Consider the following 19,968-nt stretch of genomic DNA (forward strand, 5'->3'; position numbering starts at 1 on the left):
GGGGCATGGCAGCAGTACTGCTGCTTCCTGCTATAGGCTACAGCCAGTCCATGGCGGAGGAGATGAACGGCCTTCATGCCGTGCTTGACCAGCTGTACGACGAGATGATGCCTCTGTGCAGCGACCTTATCGGGATATCCCAGGGTATTGCCGGTTTTGCGGCCCTGTTCTATATAGCCTCAAGGGTCTGGCGGCACCTGGCCAATGCGGAGCCCATCGATTTCTACCCGCTGTTCCGTCCCTTTGTGATCGGTTTCTGCATTATTTCCTTCCCGCTGGTCATTGCCATCATCAACGGCATTATGAAACCCGCGGTCAGCGCTACCGATACCATGGTGGAGAACTCCAATGCCGCTATCGAGGAGCTGCTCCGCCAGAAGGAGGAAGCTATTAAGACCACGGATGCCTGGCAGATGTACGTCGGGGAAGACGGCAGTGGCGACCGGGAACGCTGGTACAAATATACCCACGAGGAGGATTCCGGATCCGGGGAAGGATTGATCGAGAGCATTGGCAACGACATCAAGTTTGCCATGGCCAAGGCTTCCTACAATTTCAGGAATTCGGTCAAGGAATGGATGAGCGAAGTACTGCGTGTCCTTTTTGAGGCTGCGGCCCTTTGTATCGATACCCTACGCACCTTTCAATTGATCGTACTGGCAATACTGGGGCCACTGGTATTCGGGCTGGCTGTCTTTGAGGGCTTCCAGCATACCCTGACTGTTTGGCTGGCTCGATATATCAACGTATTCCTGTGGCTGCCCGTAGCTAATATTTTCGGGGGAATCATCGGCAAAATACAGGAAAAGATGCTGCAGGTGGACATTGCCCAGGTCAACGAGTACGGCGACACCTTTTTCAGCAGGACCGATATCGCCTACCTGGTCTTTATGATCATCGGTATCATTGGGTACTTTACCGTACCCTCGGTCGCCAATTACATTGTACACGCCGGCGGGGGCGGGGCTTTTGGACAGAAAGTGACCAGTATTTTCGGGGGTACCGCCACGGCTGCAGCACGTACCGCCTCCATGGGCGCCGGTATGGCAGCCGACGGGCTTGGCGATGCTGCAGGCAGGATGTCGGGAAGTTATTCCGGCCATGGGAGCAGCGGCCCCTATTTCGATAACGACAATTATATGAAAGATAAAGTAAAAGGCAATGAATCATGATGTTCACAAAAATTGACAACCTTGAAACCGCCTTCCGCCATGTAAAAACCTTTACGATGGTCGTGGTGGCGGCCAGTGCCCTGGTGAGTGTCTTTGCCCTCTACCAGAGCTACACGACGGTACACCGCCTGCAGGACAAAATCTATGTGCTGGCCAATGGCAAGGCAATTGAAGCTTATGCCTCGGACCGCAGGGACAACATCGCGGTGGAAGCGCGTGACCACGTGCGCAATTTCCATCACTATTTCTTTACCCTCGACCCGGATGACAAGGTCATACGTGAGAACGTGGCAAAGGCGCTGTATCTGGCCGACAACTCGGCAAAACGGGTGTACGATGACCTTAAGGAAGGTGGGTACTACTCCGGTATCATCTCGGGTAACATCAGCCAGGGCATCACCATAGACAGTATCGTGGTGAGTGTCGCGAACTATCCCTATTACTTCCGCTGCTATGCCAAGCAGCAGATCGTAAGGCCGACCAGCATCCTTAAGCGCAACCTGATAACTGAAGGTAATCTGCGGAACGTATCGCGCAGCGACAATAACCCTCACGGTTTCCTGATCGAGCGATGGCGTACGCTGGACAATAAAGATATCGGAACCGAAAACCGCCAGTAGCCATGATCGATAAAAATCAACATAAAGCAGAAAGGCCCAGCCTGCAGCAACAAATTCACGCGTTGCGGCTCCGGACACAACTGGCATGGGTGGAATGGATGGAAGCCAAGGCAGCCCGCCTTTCCCGAAAAGGGCAATACCTCTTATTAGGCCTTTTTATGGCCGTATCCGCAGGCTTTTGTACACTGATGCTCTTCGGAGGCCTTGGCAATCTAATGAGGTTTAACGCAAAACCGGCGGCTATCCGCAGTGTTGATGCCCCGCGGATCAGGAGTTCCAAAGTGGCGCCTAATGATTCCCTGCTACAGGAACGACTAGCTATTTTCCATCACTACTGGGACAGCCTTTCACTGACCGTATCCGGACGAAAGACTCGCGACAGTTTGCTGCAGACCCGGCCGGGACTGCTGGACAGCATCAGTATAGCCGAACAATTAATCGCAACTCAAAAACACGATTCTGATGAAAAACAATGAACCCGCACCGATGCGCAGGAAAAGAAAAATCCTCTGGCTCCTGCCGCTTTTACTGCTTCCCTTTACCACGCTCTTCTTCTGGGCTATGGGAGGGGGAACACCTACCACTGCTGAGGGACATCCCAAACGCGGCTTTAACCTCAAGCTGCCTGCTGCCAACCTGGAAGATGAAGCATCCTTTGACAAGATGCAGTATTATGACAGGGCCGCACAGGATTCCATCAAGATCAATGACCTGAGGAAAAAAGACCCGAACTACTCGTATGACACCCTTAACGAAATGACCGATTCGGTTACCGGGACCGGCAGGCAGCGCAGTGGGCTCTCCATAAGCAATTTCCAGAGCCCCCAGGAGAAAAAAGTCTACGAGCAGCTGGAAGCACTACAACGTGCTGTCAGTACACCACCCGAAACCAAAAAAGCACCACCTGCTGAACCCGCTGTTGAGCACCCTGTAAACACTATCAGCCAGAGTAGGGCATTGGAGGAGATGCTGCAATCCATGGAAACGGCATCGGAGCCGGACCCCGAACTGGCACAAATAGGAGGTATGCTGGAAAGTATTTTGGATATACAGTATCCTGAGCGCGTGCAGCAGAAACTGCGTGAGCAGTCCAAAAGCAACAGGGGCAGGGTCTATGGCATTGCCACAGAACGGGACGAGGAGGTGGTATCCAGCATAGCACCACAACAGCCACATAAGGTCGCCTTTGCACCCACCGCTGTCCATACCGGTTTCTACGGCCTTGATGAAGTGACCACGGAAACCTTTCAGAATAATGCGGTATCGGCGGTCATTGCCGAGACACAGACCGTGGTCAACGGCGCTACGGTAAAAATGGAACTGGACCAGGAAATCTACATTAATGGTCAGGTGATCCCGAAAGGCACTTTTGTGGTGGGTACGGCTTCCCTGAAGGGGGAACGCCTTACCATCGAGATACAGAGCATCCGACACGGCAATTCCTTATTCCACGTGGAGCTTGCCGTATACGACTTGGACGGGCTAAGCGGTATTTACATACCCGGAGCCATCAACAGGGATGTCGCCAAAGCCTCGGCAGACCGCTCCATGCAGACCCTGGGTGTTACCACCCTGAGTGATTCCTGGAGTGCGCAGGCGGCAGGTGCCGGCATTGAAGCGGCTAAAGGACTGTTCAGCAAAAAAGTAAAGCTGGTAAAAGTGATCCTTAAAAAGGGCTACCGTATCCTGCTTAAAGATGAACAACAAGATAAGTAACCCTAATAATCAGACTATGAAGACAATGTTTATTTTAAGATGTGTGCTGATGCTGCTGCCTGTTTGCCTATGGGCACAGTACAGCGGTTCGGCCCTGCCGGTTAACAGGGAAATCGGCATCTCGGAACAACAGACCACCAGCCTATTGTTCCCGTACCGTATCCTGAGCGTGGACAGGGGCAGCAGGGACATACTGGCCCAAAAGCCCAAGGGGCTTGAGAATATTTTGCAGATCAAGGCTGTGCAGGAAGAGTTCCTGCAATCCAACTTGACGGTGGTCACCGCGGACGGGAAACTCTACAATTTCCTGGTCTACTACGAAGCCTGTCCCTACTACAGTGCCTATGATTTTACGGTCAAGGGCGCGGGAGCGGTCGTGGCTGAGCAGACGGACAATGCTGCACTGCTTGATGCCCTGGCTTCCAAAGCCTACCATGACCGGCACCGTATCCGACTAAATGAAAGCGATAACGGCATCACCCTGTCGGTTACCGGCATGTTCGTAGAAGAGGAGTACTTTTTCTACAGGATTACCATAGAGAACGCTACCCATATCAGCTACACCATAGACAGGCTTCGTTTTCTGATTCGCGACCAGAAAAGGAGCAGGCGAACCGCTTCGCAGGACATTGAGATCACCCCGATAAGGGTATGGGAACCGACTGAAAAGGTACCGCCCAATGCCCTGAAGACCTTTGTGGTGGTACTGCCCAAGTTCACCATACCGGATAAAAAGAACCTGTTTGTGGAACTGACCGAGGCATCCGGAAGCAGGCACCTGCAGCTGAAGCTGCGCAACCGCAAGGCAACGCAGGTGGTACCGCTTCCGACTTTTAATGAATAACTAAAATGATGTATTATGAACGAACGTAATTATGATTACCTGAAAGACCAGGTAAAATACACCGGCTTCGGGGAAGCCCTGGAGGGCGAACTGAAGCAGCAGATGGAAAAGCAGCAACCCACTTTCAGCCTGAAGCATGATGCCTTTTACGGCGAGGACAAGGTAAGCGCGGAACTGAGTTTCAGGAAATCGGAACAGACCGACCTTTATTTTTTCAACTCTTATAAGGTAAGCCTGCAGAAAGAGGGCAGGCCGGAATCCCTGGAGCAGACCTTTTACATCAATAAGGGCAACAACATAACCCTTAAGGAAGCCTATAACCTGATGGAGGGCAGGGCAGTGAACAAGGACCTGACCAGCAGGGAAGGGGAGGTGTACAACGCGTGGGTTTCTTTGGACTTCAAAGATACCGACAATAACGGCAACTTCAGGCTGAACCACTACCATGAAAATTACGGTTATGACCTTGAGGCGGCAGTTGGCAAGCATGCGATAAAAGAGCTGGAAAATCCCAGCCATAAGGAAGACCTGATGAATTCCCTGAAAAAGGGGAATCTGCAGTCGGCTACCTTTATCAGGGACGGTCAGGAGGTAAAACAGTACCTGGAAGCCAACCCGCAGTTTAAGACGGTCAATGTCTATGATGCGGACAAAAACAGGCTGGATATGCGCCAAGGTAAAGAGCAGCAGCAAAGTGAGAAACAAGGGCAGTCGGCCAAGCAGGGGCGTGGGCAATCCGCCAAGGGCGCTGATGAGGATGGACCTGGTGACGAAAAGCAAAAGAAACAACGCCGTAAGGCACAATCCATGTAACTCAGTATGAATCCCCTGTCAGTTTTCCTGCGAGGCAGCCAGAACGATTACCGTATCAGCAGCACCCACATCGGGGTTTTTGCCGCCCTGGTGCAGTACAGCGCTGACAGGGGTCATATCAATCCCTATCGGGCCTACAGCTATGAGATCATGAAAATAGCCCGAATATCCAGCCTGAAAACCTACAGTCGCTGTATGCAGGACCTTAATGCCTATGGCTACCTGAAATACGAGCCCTCAAAAAAGAAAAACCTGGCCAGCAGGATCCGGTTCAACGAATAAACCCCTACCTATGAAACCTTTTACCTTTGACCAGATCCCCAAACTTATCGGCAAACTCTTTGACAAGATGGATCGTATTGAAGCGCTTCTAAAAGGCCTCAACATTGAGCCACATTCCGAGGAAGAGTTACTAACTATTACCGAAGCGGCGAAGTTTCTCAATCTTTCTGTGGCCACGTTATATTCCAAAGTCAGCCGTAACGAGATACCCGTATGCAAAAAAGGTAAAAGGCTCTACTTTTTGAAATCGGAGCTAACAGCATGGATACAATCCGGAAAAATTCCTACCAACGAGGAAATAATGGAAAGGTCAAGGCCTGATTAAAGCTTTACGTCTCATCAATTCTTCCTATTTTTATTTTTTCTGCTGCCTCCCTTTTTCGCTGATCCACCACCTTGGTATAAATTTGTGTTGTCTTTACGCTTTTATGCCCCAGCATCTTAGATACGGTCAATAAGTCAGTACCATGGGCAATCTGTAGTGTGGCGTAGGTATGTCGGAAACAATGAAAGGTGATATGCTTGCTGATACCCGCATCGGTTACCCAAATGGGCACCAGCCGGTCAAAATCCCACTTTTTAAGGTTTGGAAATACCAATTCTTCAGTACCAGTTGGTTTACCCAGTATTTCATATGCCATTTCAGAGATTGGAAGGTTCTCCTGTCGTTGGGTCTTTTGCTGCGCGAACCTAATATAATATCCATCATTTAAAGTATGCTGTACTTCTTTCCATTTAAGTTTTCGGATATCCGAATAGCGCATGCCCGTCAGTATGGAGAACAAGCTGACACGTTTTACGACTTCCTTTTTGCAGGGAGTGTGGAATAGTGCCGTGGCCTCTTCCAGCGTCAGGAAATTCCGTTGTGATTCCTGTTCCTTAATCCCTTCGATACCTGCATTCACATCAGTGCGCAATAATCCTTCCTTATAGGCTTTCTTTAGGGTGGTTCTTAGTTTGTTGAAATACGACAGCGCCGTATTCCTGGCCAGTACCTTTCCGGTATCCCTTCTGCTTTTGGCCTTTAACAGATAGTCACGGTAATCATCCACTAACACTATCGTGATATCCCCGAAACTTAATTTCTGACCATCGGCAAAGTTTTCAAAATGGCAGATGGCGCTCTCCCAAATCTCATTGCTTTGCCCCGAACGTTTTGCTGCCTGCTTTTTGAAGTAGGGCAGGAAGGGACGTTTGGCAATTTCTTTCTGGCGCAGCTGCTCCAACTCAAAAGGCGTATAGATAAATTCCTTGTTTACCTCGTTGCGGCGACGGGTGCATATCATTTCAGCCATTCTCAGGTTCTCGGAATTATTGAGTTTTTGGGCAAAACCCTTCGGTTTTTCATAGATGTACAGTTTCAGGAATTCCCTTCGGGTTTGAATTCCAGTCTCCGAATCGGTTACAGGCGGGTAAAAGTCAAGATACAGTGACTTCCTGCCGCCGCTAAGTGTTTTGCTTCGTAATGTTACACGTGTCTTTTTCATAGCTCCACTGCATTAAATATAACATCGAGTTCAGCTTTGGGAACATAGGTAAACTTACCTATGCAGTACTTTATAATCCCATGGCGGTGCAACAGATGGTACAGTGCCGCAGGGGACACGTTAAATTCGGCTTGTACCTGACTTATAGTATAGCAGTGCTCAATACCCGGAAAAGCCTGAACCGGTTCCAGTTTTTGCGGAATGATGGGTACGGCAAAAAAAGCTTCCATATCGCATTTTCTAAGCACGGTACGGGTTCCGAACTTGGCGATGTTCAGATGTCCCCGGTCAATTAACCGGTAAATTGTCCTTCTGCTGATTCCGAAGATCCTTCCCGCCTGGGTAATGCTAAGGAATTCCCGCTGGGTAATTTTCTCCAAATCGCCACTTAATAAACGGCTGGTCTGCGCATTGGTTTTGTCTATTTTTTCCTGTCGCTGCGCGGCTTTGTAGGCCTTACTGTTGCACTTATGGGAACAGTATTTCGTCGTTGTTTTTTTAGCCGTGAATTCCTGCAGACAGAACTCACAGATTTTCTTAATCCTGATGTTGGTGCTCATTCTCCCAATATTTTGTGCCTCCCTGTGCCTAAGTGTGTCTCTGTGTGCCATTATTTCGCCAAAAGAAGGTCCCGGAGGACAACTTTGAGGGCGAGGTACAAATGGGGTACAAATTTGAGCCAAACATCACCAAATAAAGATAAAGTGGCTAAAAATGAAAAACCAGTTAAATTGCTGTTTTATAACAATTTAACTGGTTTTGTTTGTGTTGTCTTGTGATATTTTGCGCCTGCTATTTACCGATACAGAAGTTAGCGAATATATTACCCAGTAACTCATCATTAGTAACCTGACCTGTTATTTCACCAAAGTAGTACAAAGCTTGGCGAATGTCTATAGCCATAAGGTCGGCAGGCAGGTTAGATTGCAGTCCGAATTTTACTTTCTGTATTTCCTCCAGAGCCTTTAATAAGGAGTCGTAATGGCGTGTATTGGTTACAATAGTTTCGTTGTTTTTTAGAGCTCCTGTATTTACAAACGATAGTATTTTTTCTTTTAACCCCTCAACACCTTCATTTTGTTTTGCTGAAAGCAGGTTTATTTCGGGAATTGACTCTAATAGTGTTTCTTTTTCAGTTGCACCAAGTTTATCTGCTTTATTAGCTAAAACTATTAAAGGCCGGTTTGGGAACTTCTCTTTAAGTTCCTTTACTGCCTTTATAGTATTTTCTAATCTTTCAGTATTATTTATTACTTCATAGCTATCAACCAAATATATAATTATTTGAGATTGTTCTATTTTCTCAAAAGTTTTCTTTATACCTATACTTTCTACAACGTCTTTGGTTTCTCGTATACCGGCAGTATCAATAAATCGGAACCCAATACCATTTAGTACAATTTCATCTTCTACAGTATCGCGGGTTGTACCTGCAATGTCTGATACTATTGCTCTTTCTTCATTAAGTAATACATTAAGTAGGGTAGACTTTCCAACATTAGGCTCACCAACAATGGCTACAGGAATACCGTTTTTAATAACATTCCCTACCGCAAAAGAGTCTATTAAGCTTTTTAATACCTTTTCTATTTTATTTAAAAGTTCATGAAATTGCGTACGATCGGCAAATTCTACATCCTCTTCAGAGAAATCAAGTTCCAGTTCAATTAAAGATGCAAAGTTTAAAAGTTGCTCACGTAGCTTTTCAATCTCTCCTGAAAAACCACCACGCATTTGCTGCATAGCTATTTGATGGGACGCCTCATTATCGCTGGCTATAAGGTCGGCTACAGCTTCTGCTTGAGATAAATCGAGTTTACCGTTTAAAAAAGCACGTAATGTAAATTCTCCCGCATTAGCCATTCTACAGCCTCTTCTTAATAGTAACTGTATGATTTGCTGTTGAATAAAAGTAGAGCCATGACAAGATATCTCAATGACGTTCTCGCCTGTGTATGAGTTGGGTCCTTTAAAGACAGATATTAGTACCTCGTCGAATATTTTATTATTTTCAACGATATTTCCTAAGTGTATTGTGTGCGACTTAACTGTTTTAATATCTTTGTTTACAACAGAATGGAATACTGTTGATGCTATTTCGATAGCATCGGGACCTGAAAGTCTTATTACAGCAATGGCTCCTGAGCCTGATGGTGTAGCTAAAGCAACAATAGTATCCTGTGCGATCATTGAAATTTTTTTTTGCAAAGATAACGCTTTAGTATTTATATGTTAGCATAACTATAACCAGTATTATTGTTTTGTTAATTAGTAAGAAAATTCTAGGTGTTTTCAATGTTATTTTGTAGTTTTAGTTTGTAAACATTGATTTATGAAACAGATTATTTTTCCAACTGATTTTTCTGAGGCTGCGAATGTTGCTTTTATTTATGCATTAAATTTTGCAGATGTTCTTGATGCTGAGGTAACTATACTGCATGTGTATGATTTACCTATAGTGGAAACGCCACCACTACCGGAGTCTACAAAAGAAATTTTTGATGTGGTAGAAGCAAATAAAGCAGAGAGTTTTAAAGAAGAATTAGCTAAATTAAATCAGTTGGCTGAAGAAAAAGGTTTAAGCAATGTAAAACTGAATAGTGAGCTTTTATACGGTGACCTTGTTTATAATATAAATAAGGTAACCAAAGAGCAAAGTGCAGGTTTGGTAATTATGGGTACTACCGGCGCAACAGGAGCTAAAGAGGTTTTTTTAGGCTCTAATGCTGCTTCGGTAATAAGTAATGTTAATATTCCTGTGCTGGCAATTCCTGCAAATGCAGATTTTAACGAAAAAGTTAGTAGTATAGTATTTACTACTCAGTATCAGGAAAAAGATACTGATGCTTTTAATAAAACGCTGGATATTGCAAAGAGCCTAAAAGCTAAAGTTTACTGTTTATATATTAAAACTCCGGATGATCCGACCAATATTGAAGAGCGAATTAATGAATGGAAAATATTATATAAAGATAATGATGTTTCTTTCTTTAATATTGATGGTGACCATGTAGAACAAACAATAATTGACTTTGTAGAAAACCAAAAAGTGGATATGCTCGTAATGTTAAAACATAAGCGCGGTTTTTTCGAGAGCTTATTTCATAGAAGTTTAACCAAAAAAATGGCATACCATACTAAAGTACCTTTAATGGTATACCATGAAAAATAATAAATAAATTAGCTTAGGATTGTTTAACTTAAAAAATAAAAAAGGATTTAATTTTTACATAAAATAATATAGTTTAATAATAGCGAAGTTTATATCGCTTTCTCTCCCCTCCCTTATATTAAATACTATATTGATTGATTTACTTTAAAGCCGCAAGGTGGTGCTATTTATTTTAATATTAACTTATTAAAGTATAATAGCGATGGATTTAGTAAAAACAAATTTAAAGAATGAACAGGTTTCATTTTTTAATAACACAGTAAATAAAGAAGATTATTTACTTGAGCAAAAAAGAAAAAGCATTTTCTATACATTGCTTGATGTAAACGGTAATGAAGTTAAAACTGATTTAAATATTGTACATCAGTTTGATAATGGATTGTTACTTACATATACTCCTTTCAGTAAAATGTATAAGTCGTCAGACGGTTACAGGTATGCTGTAAACTATAATGTATACTCAGTATATAACTATACTACTGATGAGTCATTGGTAATAAACATTATTCAGTCTGATAATCTTTTAGAAACAAAGTTTAAATCGGCACCTCAAGTTACAGTTCTTAAAGACTTTATGAGCGGTAAAATATATAAGTTTAACGACTTTATTTTTTCTGAGATAGTAGATAGTACATATGTAATAGTAGGTACACATTTAAGTTTTTCAGTAAAAGCTCCTAAAGTAGAGGCTAGTTTTGATGCTTTACAAAATAAAAAAATATGGGGTATTGCTGATTTGAGTCTTTGCAAAGCTTATACTGGAGAAACTGATGTAGAAGATGCTATGCTTTCGGGGTGTATTTTTAAAGAGGTAGAATATACATTATACAATCTTGTTACCTTTCCAGGTACTAACTTATTAGAAGAAAAAGAAATAAAGGCTAAAAAAGAAAAAGCTGAGAAAAGAAACTTGGAAAGAGAAAAAGTTGTTATAAACGTTAAGCCTAGTTTTTGGAAACGACCAAAATGGCAAACAGTACTAAATAACTTTCTTACTTTTTAAATTGATAATAATCGAATTATTCATTTTTTATTTAAATGTCATAATTTAAATACTTACTTTTTAAATAATATTTATGCTGAAAACTATATAATATCCCCCTTATTATTATATAAGTTTATCATTATTTAGTATTATTTTTTATCAAAAAACAACGTTAAAAATTTTGTTATTTTTAACGAAATTAACAAATATTTAGTTTTACAGTTTTTTTTGAGCACTTTTCTTACAAACTCTCATTGTAATTAACTTTTCTATAAAATTATTAACTTACTGATTGCTAATAATTTTAAAGTGATTTTTATCATAAATCCTTTCAACCAAATAATTTTTTTTATACTTTTACCACCGAATAAATTACAGATACGAGCAGTAAAAACTAATTGAGAAGAAAAAAATTATAACAATAAAGTAGAAAACATTAAGGATTTGTAAATCTTTAGATTACTATTGCGGCTAAAAACGGGGGGCCTGTAGTTAATATAATAAAGATTAAATTTAAGATTATGAGATATTTGTTTGATTATATCGAACACTTTTGGATATCCTTAAGTTCGTTCCCGTTTGTAATTCAAATAGCTATATTTTTTATATTTTTCAGTACAGCGGCTACTTTAAGTTTTATGATTGCTGTATTCATTATCCGAAGAGATAAGAAAAGAAGAGAAAAAATAGTTAGAGAATTGCGCCCACGTATTTTCTCGTTCCTGAGAAACATACTTATTTCCAAAGAAGATTATACAGATGAGGAAGTTTACGATAAGTTTGAAGAAAACTTTGGTAAGCTAACTAAAAAGATATATATATCATTAATACCTACACTTGAAGATGTTGTAGGGCAGGAGAGTGGTCATTTAGACTCACCTAATTATTATAATATAATTAGAGGACTTAAAATAGATGATTATTTAGAGAAACGTCTTGACTTCTCTAATACGAGAGTAAGATTAAGGGCTTTCCACTCATTATCACGATTAGACCTTACAATATCCGATTCAAAAATACTTCCCCATACCTATGCTAAGAATAAATCGCTTAGAAAAGAGTCGAGAGCATCATACGTAGGGGTAAGTAAAAACGATCCTTTTAAATTTTTTGATTTAGATAATGATTTAAATCAATGGGATCAAATAAGTTTACTGCAACAGTTTATATTACATCATAAAGATAACTTACCAAACTTTAGTAAATGGATTAAGTATTCAAAGGACTACAACCAAATAAAATTCTTTATAAAATTAGTAGCATATTTTAACCAGGCATCATCAGTAAGTGCTTTAACAGAATATCTGGATCATGAAGATCACTCTGTAAGAAGAGAAGCTATACTTGCAATGGGGCGTATGCGTGTAAAAGAAATAGAATCTCATTTAATAAAAATATATAATACACAGCCTTTAATTTGTCAAAATGCTATTATAGAAGCTGTTTCGTATATAAATTCAGGTAAAGCTATAGGTTTCCTTAAAAGTGCATACGAGTCAGCCAGTGCTCACGACACTAAAAGATTAATAGCAGAAGTAATATACTTATACGGAAAGACAGGTGAGGCTTATTTTGAGGAAATATATAAACAAGAGCAAGGGTTTAATCACTTGATATTAGAGCATGTAAAAAACCCCTTAATTCCTTCTATGTTGCGTAATTATCATAAAAATAAAATGAAAGAAGATTACACATCAGTAGAAGATTTAAATTTAAAAGTAACGTAACCTATAAAGGCAATAAAGCCTTGTTTTTAGCTCTTTTTACTTACTATTTATTCCTACATCTCCTTAATATCGCTTGTAAATGGGATTAACCTATAACTTTTTTGAATACTTTGTATTTTTCTACGCCTCGTCTATGTTTTTAGCATATTTAATACTGGGTGTATTTTCCTTCATTAGTATAACACGTTACCGTACCTATAACTCCAGGTTAGATGACCAGTTTTTACTGGATTCTCCTTTAACTCCCGGAATTTCAGTTGTTGCACCTGCCTACAACGAAGAGAAAACCATTATTGTAAATGTAAAATCATTACTTACCTTAAATTATCCACTATATGAGGTGATAATTGTAAACGATGGTAGTAAAGATAAAACGTTGGAACTATTAATAGAGGAGTTTGATATGAAGGAAACTCCATATGCCTATGTAGAGCGTATTAAAACCAAACCTTTTAAAAGAATATTTAAATCTACTAACCCAAAATATGAAAAATTAACGGTAGTAGATAAAGAAAATGGTGGTACAAAGGCAGATGCGTCAAATGCAGGAGTAAATGCTTCGCAATATCCCTACTTTTTATGTACAGATGTAGACTGTATATTAGAACGTAACACCATGCTTAAAATGATTAAGCCAATTCTTAATGCTAAAGAAAGGGTAATTGCAGTAGGTGCAACGTTAAGAATGTCTAACAGTTGTGATATAGAGGAGGGGGTAATAGAAAGAGTAAAACCACCTACAGGACTTATACCCAGATTTCAGGAACTGGAGTACTTAAGAGCTTATCTTTTTGGAAAAATGGGGTGGAGTCTCATCAACGCAGTACCAAACGTTTCGGGAGGATTAGGACTTTTTGATAAAGAAATAGCAGTAAATGCCGGAGGGTATGATGGAGATTCTCACGCTGAGGATATGGATATTTTGACCAAAATGGCAGCATACATGATTAATAATCACCAAAAATATAGTATAAAGTACATACCTGTTTCTTGTTGTTGGACTGAGGGACCACCTAACGTAAAAATTTTAGGACGTCAGCGAACACGTTGGTCTACGGGTTTAGCACAGATATTCTTTGTACACAGAAAGATATTACTAAATCCTCGTTATAAAAAGCTGGGGATGATAGCTTTTCCATTTCAGTTGATATATGAATTCTTGGCACCTGTTATTGAGGCAACCGGTATTGTGTACTTTATATACCTGATACTAAAAGGTGATGTAAACTGGTCTATGGCAGGGTATATATTCCTGTATTCCTATTCATTAGCTATAATGTTCGGGACACTGGTAATACTTATGGATAACTTTGTGAAACGACAATACAAAACAGGTCGTGAAACGTTTAAACTTTGGCTCGTAGTATTTTTAGAGCCATTTATCTACCACCCATTACTAATATTTTTCTCCTTAAAAGGATATTTTAACTTTTATACATCCAGACAGATGGAATGGGGTACAATGACAAGACAAGGTTACGATACCAAAAACAAAAAAGGAACTCCTACACCAAATATAAATACAGAGAACAATAATAATGGATAGGTTATTTAAAAATATAAAATATATAGTTGTTTGTGTGCTTTTACTGGGCTTTGCAAGTACAGCCTATTCACAAACATCCGATGAGTATTTCCAGATGGCTAAGCGGGAAGGAAAACAAAAAGGAAATTTTGCTGCTGCTGCTGAGTATTGTGAAAAGGCTTTGGAGTTAGCACCTTTAGATATGGATATTAAAGAATATCTGGGAAAATGTTATTTGGAACTGGGAAGACTGGAAGAAGCCCGAATTACATTGCTTGATGTACTGCAAAGAAGTCCCAGACGTACAGATGCGAGGCACTATCTTATAAATATAGAAACACAAACAGAGCGATATGCCAGTGCAATATGTTATGTAAACGAGCTACTGGAAATAACACCATACAGCAAAACGCTTTGGATGCGTAAAATAAACTTGTATAACCTTGACGATAATAAGGTAGAGGCAAACAGGGAGACAAAAAGACTGTACCAAATATTTCCTCAGGATGAGGAAATAAGGCAAATGTATCATAATGTTTTAATGGAAGATGCATTGAAAAAAAGTAAGGCAGGCGACCTTACAGGGGCAGCAAAACAATATCAGGCAGCATTAAAAGTAAGCAAATATAATTCTGACCTTTACCTAGGATTGATTAACCTGTATATTAAACTTGGCAATACTAATGAAGCACTTAACACAGCAGATATGGGGCTTTATTATTTACCTGATAACAGAGAAATATTAGATAAGAAAATAGGAATACTGGAGCAACAACACCGTTATCAGGAAGCTATTGCCATTGTACAGGAGCAATTAAAAAAATGGAATTCTCCATCATATAATAAACTATTAACTTACCTAACAGCAGAAGCAGCACGCCATTATAAAAATTCAGACCCTTATGTGTTGTATGGGCAGGTATATTACCGAGATTCGGGTAATAGTGAGGCGCATGATTACTTACTAACCACGGCCCTTTCACGAGGGTATTACCATGATGCCCAAAGAATACTAACAGAAGACTTAAAATCTAATCCTAATTCTAAAGATTTACTTGTAAAACAATTATTTGTTTATGAGAATTTAAAGGATGAAAAGGGAACACGCCAAACTTTAGAAAGGCTTTACGAATTATATCCAGAAGATACTGATATACGTGCTAAGTATAATGCTATGAGGTTTGAAGATGCTAAACTAATGTTTGCCAATGGTAACCATAAAGAAGCATTACCAATTTTTATAAGACTTTCTGAAAATCCTGATTATGGAAAGCCGTCTAAAAATTACATTTTTTCGATATACGTGGCAAAAGCCAACTATGTGCAGGCAATGGAGTTAATCAATGAAATGATTAGAGAAAACCCGGGTGAACAAAGGTACATAATAAGAAAAATAGACTTGTTAATGGCTATGGAGGAATACCCTGAGGCTTATGAATTGGCAAGAACGTATAAAGAGCAGTACCCTGATAACTTGGAATATAAATATATGTTCAGGGATTTATCTGTTGAATATATAAAATACTTAAATGAACATGAAGGCTACGAAACAGTAAAAGATGTAGCCGATGCTTTGGTTGAAGAAGACCCTGACAGCATGTTAGCGTACAACTATGCTATTGGAGCAAGAATTTCTATGAGTCAATATGAAGAGGCTATGGAAATGATACAAAGAGCTTTAGACCGTTTCCCTGATGATAAGCAAATGCGCTTAAAAGAAGCAGGTGTTTATTCGCAAATGGGAGAACACGAAAAGTCAATTGAAGCGTTGCGTGCTTTGTGGCAGGATTACCCTTATAATCATGATATAAAAGGCTCATTGGTAGAAGAAATGTTACTCCATGCCAAACAATTGCAGGAAGATGACGAACCTTTTCAGGCAAAAGCAGTATATCATGAAATTTTATTAATAAAACCAAATGATAAAACAGCAGCTTTAAAGCTGTCTAGTATTTATATTGACAGGCAGGAATATCCTGAAGCCATGAAGGTGGTGGATGACAGTTTGGAACTTAACCAAAACGATAATGATTTACTGTATAAAAAAGGAATAATTTATGAGCTGATGAAGGATTATAAGCGTGCCCGAAAATACCAGGGAATGTATAATCCTCCTGCACATAAATATGATGAACATATAGAGCATTTAGAGTATTTAGATTCTCAGCTGCTTAAAAATCAAATTAATGTAAGCTACTTAAAAGCAACTTCAGATTCTATTTTAATTACAACTTCAGTTGCTTCAATAGAGTATATGAGAATTAACAGAAGAGATACTTATGTTGCACGTCTTAATTATGCTGCCCGCTCTACCGGCGTAGGCGTGCAGGGAGAAGTAGACTGGTATCATACATTTAAAAATAAATCATATTTACTGGCAAATGCGGGAGTGGCAAACAGATTTTTTCCTGATTTTAAAATAGGAGCATCATTATTTAAGCCATTTAAAAAAGTATGGCAAGCAGAACTTGGGGCTCGTTTTACCAGATTAAGTAACGAAACTAACTTTTATACCGGTATAATAGGACTTGAAAGAACCTATGACAGGCTATGGTTAAATGCTAGAGTTATGTTAATGGCAGATAGTGAAGACATATATAATAGTATTTTAGCCCAAGGAAGATTTTATTTAGATAATGATAGAGATTACCTTACAGTAATGGGTTCGGTGGGTACAGCGCCACAAGACCAAAAACTGGATTTTCAGATAAATACGTTTACATCTTATGTAAACACAATGGTAGGAGCAGGATATTTCCATTTTTTCAGTCACAGAACCAGTTTTGGGGTTATGGGTAATTGGTATAATTATCGTGTTACACCAACCTCATATATCAACCAGTATAACTTATACTTAACGGTAAGAACTAAGTTTTAAAACTTTATGATAAAGAAATTAGCTTTTATATTGGTTATATTTATTGGTTTGAGCTGCGATAGCAAGTCTCAGAACTTTGTGTTGTATAAAAAAGGTAAAGTAATACCTGTAGTTAAAGTTAATAGTGCCGATTTACATCCTTTAGCTGAAGATTTATGTGACCTTTTTGAGCAGGCAGCAGGCATGCGCCCTGAAATAATTGAAGGTAGTACTCCGAAAGGAACTCCTGTTATAGAAATTGGATATTTAAAAAATAAAGAAGCAGAGAACTATACCTTTTCATTTACTCAAAAAAAGAGTGATTTTATTATTGAAGGTGCAGCTAAAGAAAGCCTTTATTATGCTAACAGAAAATTTTTTGAACTGTATACTGGGGCAAATCAGTTTAATTTCAGCTCAAAAGAAGATAAACTGACAGAAATAAATATACCGCGTAATTTGGAATACAAGTTTACTCCTGATTTTGAATATAGAGAGCCTTATTTTCCGCAAAACTTTAAAGAGCAATTCAGACGTTGGAACATGACACATACTCTTGATGAAGAATGGGGTATATGGGGGCACAATATTAATAAAGCTGTTAAGGTTACTGAACCCATGCTTGCAACTGTTAACGGTGAACTTAATGAAGAGCAATTATGCTTTTCCAGCCCTGAGTTGAAAGCTGCTTTAACCGATTACATAAAAAATCAGATAGCAGAGAAAGCAAAGCAGTCAAAGTACATGATAATGCCTAATGATAATGCTTTGGTATGTCAGTGTGATAGATGTAAAGCTTTAGGGAACACCGAAAAAAATGCAAGTCCGGCTGTTTTTACCTTATTAAACATTTTAGCTAAAGAGTTTCCTGAAAAACAATTTTTTAGCACTGCTTATATAACCACACAACAACCTCCGGAATTTAAACTTAAAGACAACACAGGTGTTATGCTTAGCACTATGGCTTTCCCTAAAGGAGTAGTTATAGCACAGTCTAATAAAAAAGACTTTGCCGAAAAGCAGCTTTCAGAATGGAAAAATGTCACTAATACTATTTACTTGTGGGATTACGCAATTAATTTTGATAATTATTTAGAGGTATACCCAACTGTAGAAATTATGCAGCAAAACCTGCAATTTTACAAAAGCAGAGGAGTAACAGGTGTTTTTATGCAGGGGAGTGAAGGTACCTATAGCTCGTTTAGTGATTTAAAGAGTTATTTATACGCTCAGTTATTACAAGATGCTAATGTTAACTTAGAGCGTTGTATGAATACTTTTTTTAATGAAAACTATCCTGAAGTTAATGATTTGCTTTTTGATTATTATACAAATGCTGAGAGATTAGCGTTAGAGTCTAAAAAAGCATTTGATATATACGGAGGCTTCAACCAGGCATATGATAAATACATAGAGAAATCAGGTTTTGATTTATTCTATGACCGACTTATACAACGAACAGATACACTGGATATTGAAAAAAATAAAGACTTACAAAAATTACTCTTAAGTTTTACCTTCCAAAAACTGGAAATGTTACGCACCAAAGGTATAGGCGTGGGTGGTTATGCTGAACTAACGGAAGAAGGAAATATTAAAATAAAGTCTGTTACACATACACTTTTTGAAAGGCTTAAAAAGCTTAAAAAACAAACAGGTATAGAAGAGTATAATGAATCAGGTTTAAAGCTGAGTGATTATATAGTGCATTGGGACGAAAAAATCTTAAATGGCAACTACAGTAATTTATTACTGAATAAAAAAATACAGTTTTTAACACCTCTGGATGAAGATTACCCTAATGGACGTATGTTAACTGATGGCGCAATAGGCTTTCCTGATTACTACAATAATTGGCTTTTAATTAGCCATGAAGCCCCTTCAATAAAAATATATACGGAAGATGTAGGTAATGCTTCAACAATTAAAATGAACTTTTTAGTTGATGAAAGGCATAGAATATATCCGCCAAAAGAAGTAAGGGTAAAAATTAACGGGCGTCAATATGGTGCAGAGGTTACTACTGAAGAAGGTAGTTATAAAGCTACGGCAGTTATACCTATAGCAATAAAAGAGGGTGATGAGGCTATTATTATCACGATAGTAAAACAGCCTGATTACACCAAAAGACCAATAGCCTGTGATGAATTATACTTTAAATAAAAATATATAAGGTTTGTTATGAAAAGACCTGTAAAACATAAAATTATAATCAACTTTAAAAAAGTACTGTTACTTATTAGTACACTCATGCTGGTTTCTTTACTGCAAGGGTGTAAAAGTGACAGAGAAAATGCTTTTTTAGAGCTTACTACTATGGAGATAGAAGACTCCATAAGGCACTATTACCCTATATTACAGGGCTTAGAGCAAAATATAGTAGTGAAAATTACAAATACGGGTGAAAACCCTTTAAAACTGTATAAGGTATTGCCTTCTTGTGGGTGTACTACTGCCGAGTTTACCGAAAGAGCTATTGCGCCGGGCAATAGTGGGTTTATAGAACTAAAATACAACAGTATTAAAAATATAGGTAAAGTAGGTATTTATACCACTATAATAGCCAATACAAAAAAGCGTTCGCACACTATGTACTTTGATATTCACGTAGTACCCGATGCTTTATATACTAAAGATTACGAAGAACTTTACCATATACAGGAAGAAGAAAAAGGAGGTCTTCAGGAAATGGTAGAAGGTGAAACCAACCAACGTGGCTATGTGGTAGACTCTACTGAAGTACAGAAGTATATGTAATATAAAAATTT

General features: G+C 39.3%; 18 protein-coding genes. 15 read left to right on the forward strand and 3 right to left on the reverse strand.

The genetic code is table 11. The features are described 5' to 3' along the window. The first annotated feature begins 5 nt into the window (after nt 1-5). Genes traJ through IEW45_RS00385 form a run of 8 tightly spaced genes read left to right on the forward strand, consistent with a single transcriptional unit; the run spans nt 6 to nt 5,772 of the window. Nucleotides 6-1,172: a conjugative transposon protein TraJ gene (gene traJ, locus IEW45_RS00350; protein ID WP_262891425.1), complete on the forward strand. Its 1,167-nt coding sequence runs from the start codon at nt 6-8 to the stop codon at nt 1,170-1,172. Further along, nucleotides 1,169-1,792 (forward strand): conjugative transposon protein TraK, encoded by a 624-nt coding sequence (gene traK / locus IEW45_RS00355; RefSeq protein WP_229665861.1) that lies wholly within the window; start codon nt 1,169-1,171, stop codon nt 1,790-1,792. The genes traJ and traK overlap by 4 nt, the downstream gene beginning before the upstream one ends. Before the next feature lie 2 nt (nt 1,793-1,794). Continuing rightward, on the forward strand, nt 1,795-2,268 hold the full coding sequence (locus tag IEW45_RS00360) for a hypothetical protein (RefSeq protein ID WP_188619233.1): 474 nt from the start codon (nt 1,795-1,797) through the stop codon (nt 2,266-2,268). Then, complete coding sequence (gene traM, locus IEW45_RS00365; RefSeq protein ID WP_188619234.1) at nt 2,255-3,508, forward strand: conjugative transposon protein TraM; 1,254 nt, start codon at nt 2,255-2,257, stop codon at nt 3,506-3,508. The genes IEW45_RS00360 and traM overlap by 14 nt, the downstream gene beginning before the upstream one ends. 16 nt (nt 3,509-3,524) lie before the next feature. After that, nucleotides 3,525-4,352, forward strand: coding sequence for a conjugative transposon protein TraN (gene traN / locus IEW45_RS00370; RefSeq protein WP_188619235.1), 828 nt, complete (start codon nt 3,525-3,527; stop codon nt 4,350-4,352). Nucleotides 4,353-4,367: 15 nt separating this feature from the next. Next, nucleotides 4,368-5,165, forward strand: a complete 798-nt coding sequence (locus tag IEW45_RS00375) for a hypothetical protein (protein ID WP_188619236.1) — start codon at nt 4,368-4,370, stop codon at nt 5,163-5,165. A gap of 6 nt (nt 5,166-5,171) precedes the next feature. After that, complete coding sequence (locus tag IEW45_RS00380) at nt 5,172-5,447, forward strand: hypothetical protein (RefSeq protein ID WP_188619237.1); 276 nt, start codon at nt 5,172-5,174, stop codon at nt 5,445-5,447. Between the two features lie 10 nt (nt 5,448-5,457). After that, nucleotides 5,458-5,772 (forward strand): helix-turn-helix domain-containing protein, encoded by a 315-nt coding sequence (locus IEW45_RS00385; protein ID WP_188619238.1) that lies wholly within the window; start codon nt 5,458-5,460, stop codon nt 5,770-5,772. Between the two features lie 4 nt (nt 5,773-5,776). Here the strand turns inward: IEW45_RS00385 and IEW45_RS00390 are convergent, their stop codons facing one another. The 3 genes from IEW45_RS00390 to mnmE form a co-directional block, all read right to left on the reverse strand. After that, a complete protein-coding gene (locus IEW45_RS00390) occupies nt 5,777-6,934 on the reverse strand; it encodes a tyrosine-type recombinase/integrase (protein ID WP_188619239.1) in 1,158 nt (385 codons plus the stop codon). Beyond that, nucleotides 6,931-7,494, reverse strand: coding sequence for a helix-turn-helix domain-containing protein (locus IEW45_RS00395; RefSeq protein WP_188619240.1), 564 nt, complete (start codon nt 7,492-7,494; stop codon nt 6,931-6,933). Before IEW45_RS00395 ends, IEW45_RS00390 begins: the two co-directional genes overlap by 4 nt. A 232-nt stretch (nt 7,495-7,726) precedes the next feature. Beyond that, complete coding sequence (gene mnmE / locus IEW45_RS00400; RefSeq protein WP_188619241.1) at nt 7,727-9,124, reverse strand: tRNA uridine-5-carboxymethylaminomethyl(34) synthesis GTPase MnmE; 1,398 nt, start codon at nt 9,122-9,124, stop codon at nt 7,727-7,729. A gap of 142 nt (nt 9,125-9,266) precedes the next feature. Between mnmE and IEW45_RS00405 the strand changes: the two genes are divergently transcribed. From IEW45_RS00405 to IEW45_RS00435, 7 genes are all read left to right on the forward strand, one after another. Continuing rightward, on the forward strand, nt 9,267-10,106 hold the full coding sequence (locus tag IEW45_RS00405; protein ID WP_188619242.1) for a universal stress protein: 840 nt from the start codon (nt 9,267-9,269) through the stop codon (nt 10,104-10,106). 202 nt (nt 10,107-10,308) lie between these two features. Beyond that, nucleotides 10,309-11,109 (forward strand): hypothetical protein, encoded by an 801-nt coding sequence (locus IEW45_RS00410; RefSeq protein WP_188619243.1) that lies wholly within the window; start codon nt 10,309-10,311, stop codon nt 11,107-11,109. A 503-nt stretch (nt 11,110-11,612) separates the two neighbouring features. Beyond that, nucleotides 11,613-12,818, forward strand: a complete 1,206-nt coding sequence (locus IEW45_RS00415; protein WP_188619244.1) for a HEAT repeat domain-containing protein — start codon at nt 11,613-11,615, stop codon at nt 12,816-12,818. Nucleotides 12,819-12,897: 79 nt separating this feature from the next. Further along, nucleotides 12,898-14,364 carry a glycosyltransferase family 2 protein gene (locus tag IEW45_RS00420; protein ID WP_188619245.1) on the forward strand — a complete coding sequence of 489 codons (1,467 nt, stop codon included), beginning with the start codon at nt 12,898-12,900 and terminating at the stop codon, nt 14,362-14,364. Then, a complete protein-coding gene (locus tag IEW45_RS00425; protein ID WP_188619246.1) occupies nt 14,357-17,221 on the forward strand; it encodes a tetratricopeptide repeat protein in 2,865 nt (954 codons plus the stop codon). The genes IEW45_RS00420 and IEW45_RS00425 overlap by 8 nt, the downstream gene beginning before the upstream one ends. 6 nt (nt 17,222-17,227) lie before the next feature. Next, the gene (locus IEW45_RS00430; protein WP_188619247.1) at nt 17,228-19,363 is read left to right on the forward strand and encodes a DUF4838 domain-containing protein; all 2,136 of its coding nucleotides are present in this window, start codon (nt 17,228-17,230) and stop codon (nt 19,361-19,363) included. Nucleotides 19,364-19,381: 18 nt separating this feature from the next. Beyond that, nucleotides 19,382-19,957 carry a DUF1573 domain-containing protein gene (locus IEW45_RS00435; protein ID WP_188619248.1) on the forward strand — a complete coding sequence of 192 codons (576 nt, stop codon included), beginning with the start codon at nt 19,382-19,384 and terminating at the stop codon, nt 19,955-19,957. Nucleotides 19,958-19,968: the final 11 nt, after the last annotated feature.

The organism is Flavobacterium suaedae, from assembly GCF_014642915.1.
Classification (GTDB): domain Bacteria; phylum Bacteroidota; class Bacteroidia; order Flavobacteriales; family Flavobacteriaceae; genus Flavobacterium; species Flavobacterium suaedae.